General features: G+C 63.6%; 11 protein-coding genes. 3 read left to right on the forward strand and 8 right to left on the reverse strand.

Features of this window, described 5'->3' with window-relative positions:
* Positions 1-19 precede the first annotated feature (19 nt).
* Positions 20-958 carry a CobD/CbiB family protein gene (locus C2L64_RS04285; protein ID WP_007580219.1) on the forward strand — a complete coding sequence of 313 codons (939 nt, stop codon included), beginning with the start codon at positions 20-22 and terminating at the stop codon, positions 956-958.
* Positions 959-986: 28 nt separating this feature from the next.
* Here the strand turns inward: C2L64_RS04285 and C2L64_RS04290 are convergent, their stop codons facing one another.
* Genes C2L64_RS04290 through C2L64_RS04300 form a run of 3 tightly spaced genes read right to left on the reverse strand, consistent with a single transcriptional unit; the run spans position 987 to position 3529 of the window.
* Positions 987-1307 (reverse strand): putative signal transducing protein, encoded by a 321-nt coding sequence (locus tag C2L64_RS04290; RefSeq protein ID WP_090835811.1) that lies wholly within the window; start codon positions 1305-1307, stop codon positions 987-989.
* A gap of 12 nt (positions 1308-1319) precedes the next feature.
* Positions 1320-2273: a ribosome small subunit-dependent GTPase A gene (gene rsgA, locus C2L64_RS04295; protein WP_086914378.1), complete on the reverse strand. Its 954-nt coding sequence runs from the start codon at positions 2271-2273 to the stop codon at positions 1320-1322.
* Positions 2270-3529 (reverse strand): M48 family metallopeptidase, encoded by a 1260-nt coding sequence (locus tag C2L64_RS04300; RefSeq protein ID WP_007580222.1) that lies wholly within the window; start codon positions 3527-3529, stop codon positions 2270-2272. Before C2L64_RS04300 ends, rsgA begins: the two co-directional genes overlap by 4 nt.
* Positions 3530-3659: 130 nt before the next feature.
* Here C2L64_RS04300 and orn point away from each other — a divergent pair, with 130 nt between their 5' ends.
* Positions 3660-4286, forward strand: coding sequence for an oligoribonuclease (gene orn, locus C2L64_RS04305; protein ID WP_090835797.1), 627 nt, complete (start codon positions 3660-3662; stop codon positions 4284-4286).
* Positions 4287-4289: 3 nt separating this feature from the next.
* On the opposite strand, the gene mog is transcribed toward orn, so the two are convergent.
* Positions 4290-4916, reverse strand: coding sequence for a molybdopterin adenylyltransferase (mog, locus tag C2L64_RS04310; RefSeq protein WP_079500030.1), 627 nt, complete (start codon positions 4914-4916; stop codon positions 4290-4292).
* On the reverse strand, positions 4897-5508 hold the full coding sequence (gene yjgA / locus C2L64_RS04315; protein WP_090835796.1) for a ribosome biogenesis factor YjgA: 612 nt from the start codon (positions 5506-5508) through the stop codon (positions 4897-4899). The genes mog and yjgA overlap by 20 nt, the downstream gene beginning before the upstream one ends.
* A 219-nt stretch (positions 5509-5727) precedes the next feature.
* Between yjgA and pmbA the strand changes: the two genes are divergently transcribed.
* Positions 5728-7098, forward strand: a complete 1371-nt coding sequence (gene pmbA, locus C2L64_RS04320) for a metalloprotease PmbA (protein ID WP_007580226.1) — start codon at positions 5728-5730, stop codon at positions 7096-7098.
* Between the two features lie 862 nt (positions 7099-7960).
* On the opposite strand, the gene C2L64_RS04325 is transcribed toward pmbA, so the two are convergent.
* From C2L64_RS04325 to C2L64_RS04335, 3 genes are all read right to left on the reverse strand, one after another.
* Complete coding sequence (locus tag C2L64_RS04325; protein WP_007745442.1) at positions 7961-8461, reverse strand: dihydrofolate reductase; 501 nt, start codon at positions 8459-8461, stop codon at positions 7961-7963.
* Between the two features lie 137 nt (positions 8462-8598).
* Positions 8599-10149, reverse strand: a complete 1551-nt coding sequence (locus tag C2L64_RS04330) for a sigma-54 dependent transcriptional regulator (protein ID WP_079484646.1) — start codon at positions 10147-10149, stop codon at positions 8599-8601.
* 24 nt (positions 10150-10173) lie between these two features.
* Positions 10174-11640, reverse strand: coding sequence for a hypothetical protein (locus C2L64_RS04335; RefSeq protein ID WP_079500028.1), 1467 nt, complete (start codon positions 11638-11640; stop codon positions 10174-10176).
* Positions 11641-11720 lie beyond the last annotated feature (80 nt).

Below are 11720 nucleotides of genomic sequence, written 5' to 3' on the forward strand. Positions count from 1 at the left end.
GAATAGCACGGCGTCTCGCATGACTTTTTTCTCCGTATTGTTGGCCCTCATCATCGAACAGATGCGCGCGCTGTCGCCGAACAATCCGGTGTCGGCACTCCTTCAATACCATGCGGAATCGACGGCGCACGGCTTCGATGCCGGGAAGGAGAAGCACGGCATCCTCGCGTGGCTGGTCGTCGTGCTGCCGTGGACGCTCGTCACCGGCCTGATCTATTTCGTGCTGTACGAGATTCACTTCGTGCTCGCGTTCCTGTGGAACGTCGCGGTGCTGTACTTCACGCTCGGCTTTCGCCAGTTCAGCCATTACTTCACGGACATCCATCTGTCGTTGAACAACGACGACGTGCCGCGCGCGCGTGAAATCCTCAATGAATGGACGGGCATCGATACCGTCGACATGCCCGTCAGCGAAATCGTCCGTCACACGCTGATTCATGCCGTCGTCGCATCGCATCGGCATGTGTTCGGCGTGTTCTTCTGGTTCCTGATTCCCGTCGGGCCGGCGGGCGCGGTGCTGTATCGCACGGCTGAGTATCTGGCGCGCACCTGGTCGAAGCCTGTCGACGACCGTACGGCTGCGTTCTCCACCTTCGCGCAACGCGCGTTCTTCGTGATCGACTGGATCCCGTCGCGTTTGACGTCGATGGGCTTTGCGATCGTCGGCAACTTCGAAGACGCGATCTATGCGTGGCGCAATCATGCGCGTCAATGGCCCGACCCGAACGACGGCGTGCTGCTCGCTGCGGGCAGCGGCGCATTGGGCGCGCGTCTCGCGGGCCCGCTCGCCGAGGTATCGAGCCTCGACGCGCTGGCAACGGGCGACGGCGGCCCGATGCCCGTCGGTGACGACTGCACGCCGCGCACGCTGCAATCGGCGGTGGGGCTCGTGTGGCGGGCTGTCATCCTGTGGATGATTCTGCTGCTGATGCTGACGATCGCCGTCTGGCTCGCCTGAGCGCCGAGCCATCCATTAAAGAGGCGATTCAGCCGTCCAGAGGTTCGCGCGCCGTGCCGCAATTCCAACACACGGTGAACTGCGCTTCGAGCACTTCACCGCAATGCGCGCAGCGCCAGCCGGGCGCGCCGACGGCCGGCCCGCTGCGCGCCGCATCGATCAACTTCCTCGCCAACGCTTCGTCGCGCTCGTCCATGAGCCACAACTCCGGCGCGCACTGATCCGCCGGAATTTCGCCGATGGCGCCGCTCAGATAGCGGTTATGCAATTCGCACGCGATACCCGCCGCCGCCAGCACGTTGATCCAATGCTGCCCGATCACGACGTTGGGCGCGCGCATGAGCTTCATCATGATTGCCTGTCAGCGGACGATCTGGCTCGCCTCATGTACGAGCTGCGCGTAGAGCGCATGCCGTTCCTTCGCGATGCGGCCATCGGCGACGGCTTCGAGGATCGCGCAGCCGGGTTCGTGCAGATGATGACAGTTGTAGAACCGGCAGTTGGGCAGCAGCGGCCTGAACTCGGGAAACGCGCGTTCGAGCTTGCCTTCCGTCAGATGATGCAGGCCGAATTCCTGAAAGCCCGGCGAATCGATCAACGCGCCTTCGCCACCAGGAAGCGGGTAGAGACGCGTGAACGTGGTCGTGTGACGGCCGCTGTTGAGCGCCGTCGAGATTTCGCGCGTCGCCACTTCGGCATCGGGAATCAGCAGATTGACGAGCGTCGACTTGCCCATGCCCGACTGACCCAGCAGCAGCGTCGAATGGCCTCTCAGATGCGCTTCGAACGTCTCGCGCGCGGCGTCCGGCTGCGCTTTGATCGACACTTCGAGCACGGTGTAGCCGAGCCCGCGATACCGGTCGAGCCGCTTGCGCGCGAGCGGCAGCGCGGCTTCGACGTCGATCTTGTTCAGCAGGATCAGCGGCTTCAGCTCGTTCTCTTCCGCAGAGACGAGCGCGCGCCCGAGCAGGTCTTCGCTGAAATGCGGCTCCGTGGCGAGCACGATCAGCAACTGATCGAGATTCGCGGCGAACAGCTTCGACTTGTACTGATCCGAGCGATACAGCAGATTGCGCCGTTCGCCGATCTCGACGATCACGCCCTGATCGGCCGAAGTCGACTCGTACAGCACCTGATCGCCGACGGCGATCTCGCTGCGCTTGCCGCGCGGGAAGCATTGCAGGATCGCGCTGCCGTCCTCGGGCGCGACGATGTAGTGACGTCCATGCGCGGCGATCACGAGGCCGCGCACGCGCTCCTGCGCGCGGTCGCTGGCGGCAGCGGCGCGCAGCGCTTTCGGCGAGCGGCCGCTCATGCGTGACGCAGCAGACGGTCGATCCGCTGCGAGGCGGGCGGATGCGAGTAGTAGAACGCGGTGTAGAGCGGGTCGGGCGTAAGCGTCGACGCGTTGTCTTCGTACAGCTTGACGAGCGCATTGACGAGATCCTTCGCGTCGGCCTGCGTCGCGGCGAATGCATCCGCTTCGAATTCATGCTTGCGCGAACTGAGGCTGCCCAGCGGCGTCACGAAGAACAGGAACACGGGGACGGCGAGGAAGAACAGCACGAGCGCGAGCCCGTCGTTGCTGCCCGTCATCGACGGCCGCACGCCGAGGCCCTCGAAGAACCACGTACGCTGCGCGAGCCAGCCGAGCAGCGCGAGCATCGCGAGGCTGATCAGGAACGTAACGACCATCCGCTTGATCACATGGCGGCGCTTGAAATGGCCGAGTTCATGCGCGAGCACCGCTTCGATCTCGCTGCCCGACAGGCGCGAGAGCAGCGTGTCGAAGAACACGATGCGCTTGGACGAACCGAAGCCCGTGAAATACGCGTTTCCATGTGCCGAGCGGCGGCTGCCGTCCATCACGAACAGGCCCTTGGCCGCGAAGCCGCAGCGCTTCATCAGCGCATCGATGCGCTGCACGAGCGCTTCGTCTTTCAGCGGTTCGAACTTGTTGAACATCGGCGCGATGAAGCTCGGATAGAGGATCAGCACGAGCATCTGGAACGCGACCCAGACGACCCACGTCCACCACCACCAGTACGTGCCCGCCTGATTCATCAGCCACAGCACGACGAACAGCAGCGGCAGGCCGAACGCGGCGCCGAGCAGCACGCCCTTGATGCGGTCGGCGAAAAAGATGCGCTTGGTCATCCGGTTGAAGCCGAAGCGCTGCTCGATGCCGAACTGGCGGTAATAATCGAACGGCAGGTCGATCGCGCTCGTGATCGCAATCACGGCTGCCACCAGCAGGATCTGGCCGACGTAGCCATAGCCCACCCAGTCGCCAATGGCGAAATCGAGTGCCTGCACGCCGCCCAGCAGCGTGAGCGCGATCAGCACGGCCGCGCTGACGACGATCTCGATCATCGTGAGCCGCGTGCGCTCGACCGTGTAATCGGCGGCGCGCTGGTGCGCGGACAGGGCGATCGTGCCGGCGAACTGCTGCGGCACGCTCTCACGGTGCGCCGCAACGAAGCGGATCTGGCGCGACGCGAGCCAGAGCTTCGTGCCGACCATCGCCAGCACGGCGACCACGAACAGAACGGTGAAGTAGAGAGGAGGCATCCGGGGAATCCGTAGGTTCTATGCGAGAATTATATGTTTGTTCCCGCTCGTGGGCGGGAGCGCGCCATCTTCGGCGGGCGGCGGGTGTAACGTGATCCGCTCGCGCGGTCTCAAATCAAGGTTGCCTTCAATGACTGACATTATCGAATCCGTCGATCAGCCGCTCGTGCGCAGCGACATGAATCTCGTCTGGCTGGACATGGAAATGACGGGGCTCGATCCCGACAACGACCGCATCATCGAAATCGCCGTTGTCGTGACGAATTCGACGCTCGACAGGCTGGTTGAAGGCCCTGTGCTCGCCATTCATCAGAGCGACGAAACGCTCGGCAAGATGGACGACTGGAACAAGAACACGCATGGCCGTTCCGGGCTGATCGACCGCGTGCGGGCGTCGACGGTGACGGAAGCCGACGCTACTGAACAGATCCGAGCGTTCCTTGGCCAGCACGTTCCGCCCGGCAAGTCGCCGATGTGCGGCAACTCGATCTGCCAGGACCGCCGTTTCATGGCGCGCTGGATGCCCGAACTGGAGACGTTCTTCCATTACCGTAACCTCGACGTCAGCACGCTGAAGGAACTGTGCCGCCGCTGGCAGCCCGCGATCTACAAGGGCTTCCAGAAGCGCGCGATGCACACCGCACTCGCCGACATCCACGAATCGATCGACGAACTGCGCTACTACCGCGAGCATTTCCTGATCCCGGCCGCGAGCACGCCTGTCGACGCGCCGTCGAGCGACGCTCCCGCGAAATAACGTTCAGCCTTGCCGCGGAGCGCGCACCGCGCTCTTCGGCCGGAACGCCGTCACGACGGCGGCGTTCGTCTCGATGTACGGGCCGCCGATCAGGTCGATGCAATACGGCACCGCGGCGAAAATGCCCGGCACCTTCACTTTCCCCGTTTCATCGCGCAAGCCTTCCAGCGTTTCCCTGATCGACTTCGGCTGCCCCGGCAGATTGACGATCAGCGCGGCGCGTTCGGCCGTCTCGCGGATCACCGCCACCTGGCGCGACAGGATCGCCGTCGGCACGAAGTTCAGGCTGATTTGCCGCATCTGCTCGCCGAAGCCGGGCATTTCCTTCGTTCCCGCCGCCAGCGTCGCTTCCGGCGTCACGTCGCGGCGCGCGGGACCTGTTCCGCCCGTCGTCAGCACGAGATCGCAGCCGGCTTCGTCGACCAGTTCGATCAGCGTCTTCGTGATGGTCGGCGCGTCGTCCTGGATCAGCCGAGTTTCCGTGCGAAACGGCGAGGTGAGGGCGCCGCCGAGCCATTCCTGCAGCGACGGAATGCCCTTGTCTTCATAGACGCCCGTGCTGGCGCGGTCGCTGATCGACACGAGGCCGACGATCAGCTCGTCGGGATGATTACGCACGGGATTCGTCATCGTCGTCGTCCAGATCGTCGGAATCGTTGCTGTCGGCATCGTCGTTGCCGGCGCCGTCCGCGTTCTTGATCCACTGGAACAGATCGCGGAAGTAGCGGGGCGGCTTGCCTTGCTGCGCTTCCCTCCGCGCGTTGCGGATCAGCGTGCGGCCTTCCTGCGGGTCGACGGTGGGATGCTGGCGGATAAATTCGGTCAGCGCGGCGTCGTCGGCGAGCAGTTTCTCGCGGGTGCGTTCGATCCAGTGCAGGCGCGCCGTTTCGGCCTTGTTGATGCCTTTGTACTTGTCGAGCGCTTCGCGCAACGCGGCCGTTTCGTCGTCCAGCAGGCCGCGCATCACCTTGCCGACATACTGCATCTGGCGGCGCTTGCCTTCGTGATCGGTGATGCGGCGTGCTGCGCGCACGGCGTCATCGAGCGATTCGGGCATCGGCATGCGCTTCAATGCGTCTTTGGGCAGCGCGACGAGTTCTACGCCCAGCTCCTGCAACGCGTGCATTTCGCGCTTCAGTTGCGACTTGCTGGGACGGTCATACCCGTTGTCGTCGACGACGGCAGCGGGTTCCATGGGTTGAATGCGGGTTTTGCGTGTCATGCGCGATATTGTAGCGTGCCGGGCCGCGCTGGCTGGGCGAGGTGCGGTCCGCGAAGCACATGCGCGGGAGGCACATGCGAATGCCAGGTACGCTAGCGTAGAGCTTGCTATGATCGCGGGATACGTCGGCGCACAGGCCGGCTGAACACAGCGCTGGCAACGACGAACTCTCGCGGGCTTCGGCCCGGACGGCACCGCAACTCAGGACGGCAAACGACAATGGCAGCAGACACGGAAGCCCGGCAACGATTTTTCCCGCATACGCAGGATGAACTGAAGGAAATCGCCTCCGACATTCTTCGTCACGCAAAGTCGCTCGGCGCAAGCGACGCGGCAACCGAGATTTCGGAAGGCGACGGCCTGTCCGTCTCAGTGCGTCGCGGCGAAGTCGAAACGATCGAGCACAACCGCGACAAGATGGTCGGCGTGACGGTGTTCATCGGCAACAAGCGCGGCAATGCGAGTACCTCTGACTTTTCGTCCGAAGCGCTGAAGGACACCGTGATGGCCGCGTACAACATCGCGCGCTTCACGGCCGAGGACGACTGTGCGGGCCTCGCGGAAGAAGAGCTGCTCGAAAAGGATCCGCGCGACCTCGACCTGTATCACCCGTGGAATCTGGACGCGGACGAAGCGGTCGAACTCGCGCGCCGTGCGGAAGACGCGGCCTTCGCCGTGAGCCCGCAGATCAAGAACTCGGAAGGCGCGAGTGTGTCGGCGCAGCATTCGCAGTTCGTGCTCGGCACGTCGCGCGGTTTTCTCTCGGGCTATCCGTATTCGCGTCATTACGTGGCGTGCGCGCCGATCGCGGGCAGTGCGCGCAACATGCAGCGCGACGACTGGTACACGTCGAAGCGCAGCGCAGGCGAGCTCGCCGATCCCGAAGCCGTCGGCCGCTATGCCGCGGAGCGCGCGCTGGCGCGCATGGGTGCGCGTGGACTCGATACGCGCAAGGTGCCGGTGCTGTTCGAGGCGCCGCTCGCGGCGGGACTGCTCGGCGCGTTCGTGCAGGCGACGAGCGGCGGCGCGCTGTATCGCAAGACGACGTTCCTGGTTGATAGCCTTGGCAAGCCGGTATTTGCGCCGCATGTGCAGGTCGTAGAAGATCCGCACGTGCCGCGCGCCATGGGCAGTGCGCCGTTCGACGAAGAGGGCGTGCGGACGAAGCAGCGTTCTGTCGTGAAAGATGGCGTCGTCGAAGGGTATTTTCTGTCGACGTATTCGGCGCGCAAGCTCGGTATGCCGACGACTGGTAACGCGGGTGGTTCGCATAATCTGTCACTGCGGAGTTCGTTGACGCAGGCGTCTGATGACTTCGAGGAGATGTTGCGCAAGCTTGGGACGGGGTTGCTGCTCACCGAGCTGATGGGGCAGGGCGTCAACTACGTGACGGGTGACTATTCGCGCGGCGCGTCAGGGTTCTGGGTCGAGAATGGGAAGATTCAGTATCCCGTTGAAGAGATCACTGTCGCCAGTACGCTGCAGGAGATGTTCCGGCATGTCGTCGCTATTGGAGCGGACACGATTGTCCGCGGGACTAAGCAGACTGGCTCTGTTTTGATTGAGCGGATGACTGTTGCAGGGCAGTGATGGTTTTTTTGGCCTGCGGCCGGGTGGGTTTTTGGTTGGCTTGTCGCTGGGTTTTGTGATTTTTTTGCTTCTGCGCTGGCATCCGCGTTTTGCCTTCGTGCTTCAAGCGTCGCCCCTGTGCGGGGCGGCACCTACTTTTCTTTGCCGCCGCAAAGAAAAGTAGGCAAAAGAAAGCGGCTAACACCGCCAACATTTCTTCTTGCCTGAGGGCCCCCAAAGGGTCTTGCGCTTCACACGGCAGCATTTCTGTTCGCGTTCGTTGCCAACGCTTCGAATGATCGCCTCACCCACTTCAAACACCCGAACAAGAACTAGCGGCAGCGAATGGTTTGCGCCGCCCAGGTGGCAAACTGTGTGTAGGTTGTCGTGTCGTATAGCCTGGCGCTCGTACATGGTGGAACGCGTGCGCTATCGGTCCGGAGTGAGGCGTGTGTGGCGCTACGGCCTACACACAGTTTGCCACCTGGGCGGCAGTGGAATATCAGGCACGGCGTGCTGCGACGCGGGCGTGCGCGGCGGGTGAGGCGTCAATTCAAAGCGTTGGCAACAAACATGGGTCACGTGGTTGCCGTGCGAAGCGTGGGACCGGTTGGGGGCCCTCAGGCAAGCACTAGAACTGGCGGTGTTAGCCGCTTTCTTTTGCCTACTTTTCTTTGCGGCGGCAAAGAAAAGTAGGTGCCGCCCCGCACAGGGGCAACGCTTGGAGCACGAAGGCAAAGCGCGGATGCCAGCGCAGAAGCAAAAAAACCAAAACGCCCGCGCCGCGAAGGCGCCACCGCGGCTGCCAGCGCAGAGACAAGAAAAGCCAACCACTAACCCGCGAACGCGCACAAAACCAAACAGCGTCGCAGACAAAAAAAACCTACCGCGCTCCGCGCCGATAAGTCACAAACGCATACTCAAAATCATTCGGCTCTTTAGCCCGATGCGTCTCGCGAGAAACCTCATCCCACACTGCCGGATCAGGCGCCGGAAACCTGGCATCACCGTCAAAGTCGGCATGAATCTCAGTAACGATCATCTTATCCGCGCGTCGCGCCCCTTCCTCATACAACTGCGCGCCGCCGATCAAAAACGCCTCCGCCGCCCCATCGCGCTCAGCGAGCGCCAACGCATCATCGAGATTAGTAACGGTATCGCACCCGTCGAAACGTCTCTGAGCATCCCGCGTCACAACAATATTGCGCCGCCCAGGCAGCACCCGCCCAATCGATTCATGCGTCTTGCGCCCCATGACAATAGGCGCGCCCATCGTCGTGCGTTTGAAGAACGCGAGATCTTCGGGCAGTCGCCAGGGCAACTGGTTATCACGGCCGATCACGCCATTGCGGGCGCGAGCGACGATCAGGGTCAGCGTCGTCATGCGAAGAGTGAAGCGGATAGAAAGCGGAAGCCGATTCTACCCGACCGCGCGCCGTCCGCCAGAATGCGCGTCACTCAAGCACACCGGCGTCTGTCGACGCGAACCGCGAAGCCACACCGGCAAACAAACAAAAACCGTCACTCGCGCGATTCGTGATCGCCCCCATACGCGCCCTTGCCATCTCCCTTCTCATCGCCCTTGAAACCCGCCTTTTCGTCGGTCGACGCATCCCGCAACCCATGCGTACCCATCAGCCGATACAACGTCACACGCGAAATCCCAAGATCCGTGGCCGCCTCGTTGAGCCGGTGCCGGTGCCGCAGCAGCGCGACTTCGATCGCACGCTTCTCGGCGGCCTCGCGCGCCTGCGCAAGACTCATCGTCTGTTGCTCGCTGAAGTGCGCGAGGTCGAGATCCGCGGCGGAAATCAGCTTGTTCTCCGCCATCACGATCGCGCGGCGCACCCGGTTGATCAGCTCGCGTACGTTGCCCGGCCAGTGGTAGTTGTACATCGCCTCGATCGCCGAGGGCGTGAAGCCGCGAATCTTGCGCGCATTGTCCGTCTTGAACTTGCCGAGTATGTGATGCGCAAGCAGTTCGATGTCCTTGCCCCGTGTGCGCAGCGGCGGCTCGTCGACGCGCAGCACACACAGCCGGTGAAACAGATCCTGACGGAAGCGCCCGTCACCCATCGCGCCTTCCAGATCGACGTGCGTCGCCGAGATGATGCGCACATCGACGGTAATCGATTCATGGCCGCCCAGCCGCTCGATCTTGCCTTCCTGCAGGAAGCGCAACAGGCTCGCCTGGCTCTCCATTGGCAGATCGCCGATTTCATCGAGAAACAGCGTGCCGCCGTTGGCCGATTCGACGCGTCCGATCTTGCGTTGGTTCGCGCCCGTGAACGCGCCGCGCTCGTAACCAAACAACTCCGACTGCAGCAGATGATGCGGAATCGCGCCGCAATTGATCGGCACGAACGGCGCCTTGCGGCGCGGCGAGCGCTCGTGGATCGCGAGCGCCGTCAGTTCCTTGCCCGTGCCCGATTCGCCCGAGATGAACACGCTCGCGTCGGTGTTCGCGACCTTGCGGATCGTGCGGAACAGCTGCTGCATCGCTTCGCAGGTGCCGACCATCTCGTCATCGCTCGCGCCCGTCGTGTCGGGTGGAAAATCGGCGTCGCACAGATTGACCATGCCGTACGCGTGACCGACCAGATAGTCGATCGTCGCGTTCGCCACGGGAATCTTCACGTAGTCGAAACAGTAATGGCGGATCAGCCGCCGCACGGCCGGGTCCGCGAGCCGTTCGGGATTCGCCAGCGCGATCCAGCCGACCTGCTGCGCGCGCAAGCTCGCCTCCAGGCCGGGCAGATCGCGTACGGCAAAGCTCGCCATGTCGACGATTCCCGCGCACATCGTCGCGGGCTTCACGAGCCGGCCGATCTCATGCGCCGAGCGCGCAACCAGCACGCTCCAGCCGCGGCTCTTCAGATGCTCGACGAGCGCGTCGTCGGGCGTGCGGGCGGCGTACAGCAGGATCCGCGCGCCGGGATCGGGCGCGGCGCCGCGCGGCGCGTCGACGGCCACGGGATGCGCCGCGGGCGTGTCGCTCCCGCGTGACACGGCAAGACGCAACCCGGATCCGGCGAGCGGGGGAACGGAGCTCAGATGAGAAGTTTCGCGCACGATCTGCCTCGTATCGGTGTCACGTCAAAAGGTATAGGGGAAGCGCATGCCGATCACATAGTTCGGCGCGTCGGGCGTCATGCCGATCGATACCGAACCGTTGATCGTCAGATGCTTGTTCACTACGTGGTTCAGGCCAAAATTCATCACGGCTGCCGTCGTCTCGCTGCCCGGCACATTCACGTAATCGCCGCCGGGCGCCTTCGTTTTCGACGCGGGCTGCAGCGCGAGCGTGTACGAGATGCTGGCGGAGTCCTTGTCGGAGAACGCAAGCGCGACGCCCGCGCCGAGCTGGAAGATATCGCCGAGCTTCACGGTCGCGGGCTGCGTCTGCCCGGCGATCGATGAAATATCCGAGAATGAGCGCGCGATGTTATACGTGTAAGACAGGCTGCCGAACAGCACGACGGGGTCATAGGTCTTCAGCACTGACAGGCCCGCCGTCACGTTCCAGAAGCCCGTGCCCGTTGGCAGTTTCGACGGTGCGACGAGGTTCGTGTTGTCCGGCTCGAGTTGCACGACCTTGATGCCGAACGGCGAGGTGCCCGTCGGCGCTTTCACGCGCAGGCTGCCGACCACGTCGGGGATGCTGTTGGTCTCCTTCAGGATCTGATAGTAGAACCCGAAGTTCATGTCGCCCATCGCGTGCGAGTTGACGGACGCGTCGGACAGCGTATTCGCCGCGCCGCCCGCGCCGCCGACGATGAACTGGCTGTGCCGGTAGACATACGGCACGTCGACGTCGACGCTGATGCGGTCCGTGAGGCCGTAGCGCACGTCGAGATCAGCCATCACCTGGTGCGACTTGGTCTGGCCCAGGTTGATGTTGCCGAGGAAGATCGCGTCGAGCGCGAGGAAGCCCGACAGCTGCAGCTGCCGGCGGTCGTAGTAGGTATCGCTGATGCCCCAGTCCAGCGTCAGCTTGTGATCGAAGAGCGGCGCGTGCTCGCGCTGCACGACGGCTTCCTCGGCCTGCGTGCGCACCGGCTCGGCGGCTTTCTGCGTCTGGCCGACGGCGCCTTCCGGCATGCCGGGGCCGCTCGCCTGCGCGTTGGGATTGCTGGTGCCGGGCGAGCCCGCCGACGTCGAGCCTTCCGGCGCGGGCGGATTGACGGGCACACCCGTCGCGGTGCCCGTCGCGTTGCCCGGCGCGGGCGCGCCCGGCGTCACCTGGGCGAGCGGCGGCAACGGCATCGGCAGGCCGTCCGCGCCCGGCTGCTCGGCAACGGCCTCGCTGCCGGCGGGCGCGCCATAGCCAGGCGCACCGCGGCCGCGCTGCGACATTTCCAGATTCGTGACCTGCCGTTCGAGCGAGTGAATCTGCCGCTGCTGCTCGTCGACGACGCGCATCAGCGTGTTGAGCCGCTCTTCGAGCGACTGGTTGTTGATGGCTTGTGCGGAAACCCCCTGCGACAGCGCGAACAGCATCGCAGCAGCAGGAATAGCCGCGAGTCGGACTCGCGGCTTCCTGTCTGTTGTATCAATCATCATTATTCTTCCCCCGGTGAATCTGGCAGCACTTGGCTGGTTCTTATGCTTTGTGCCGCCGCTTTCTGTACGACTTCTCCTCC

The sequence above is a fragment of the Paraburkholderia hospita genome, from assembly GCF_002902965.1.
Lineage (GTDB): Bacteria > Pseudomonadota > Gammaproteobacteria > Burkholderiales > Burkholderiaceae > Paraburkholderia > Paraburkholderia hospita.

Coding starts and splice junctions, on each gene's coding strand:
- C2L64_RS04285 (WP_007580219.1), top strand. CDS start 20: ATGACTTTTTTCTCCGTATTGTTGGCCCTCATCATCGAACAGATGCGC.
- C2L64_RS04290 (WP_090835811.1), bottom strand. CDS start 1,307: ATGAAGCTCATGCGCGCGCCCAACGTCGTGATCGGGCAGCATTGGATC.
- rsgA (WP_086914378.1), bottom strand. CDS start 2,273: ATGAGCGGCCGCTCGCCGAAAGCGCTGCGCGCCGCTGCCGCCAGCGAC.
- C2L64_RS04300 (WP_007580222.1), bottom strand. CDS start 3,529: ATGCCTCCTCTCTACTTCACCGTTCTGTTCGTGGTCGCCGTGCTGGCG.
- orn (WP_090835797.1), top strand. CDS start 3,660: ATGACTGACATTATCGAATCCGTCGATCAGCCGCTCGTGCGCAGCGAC.
- mog (WP_079500030.1), bottom strand. CDS start 4,916: ATGACGAATCCCGTGCGTAATCATCCCGACGAGCTGATCGTCGGCCTC.
- yjgA (WP_090835796.1), bottom strand. CDS start 5,508: ATGACACGCAAAACCCGCATTCAACCCATGGAACCCGCTGCCGTCGTC.
- pmbA (WP_007580226.1), top strand. CDS start 5,728: ATGGCAGCAGACACGGAAGCCCGGCAACGATTTTTCCCGCATACGCAG.
- C2L64_RS04325 (WP_007745442.1), bottom strand. CDS start 8,461: ATGACGACGCTGACCCTGATCGTCGCTCGCGCCCGCAATGGCGTGATC.
- C2L64_RS04335 (WP_079500028.1), bottom strand. CDS start 11,640: ATGATGATTGATACAACAGACAGGAAGCCGCGAGTCCGACTCGCGGCT.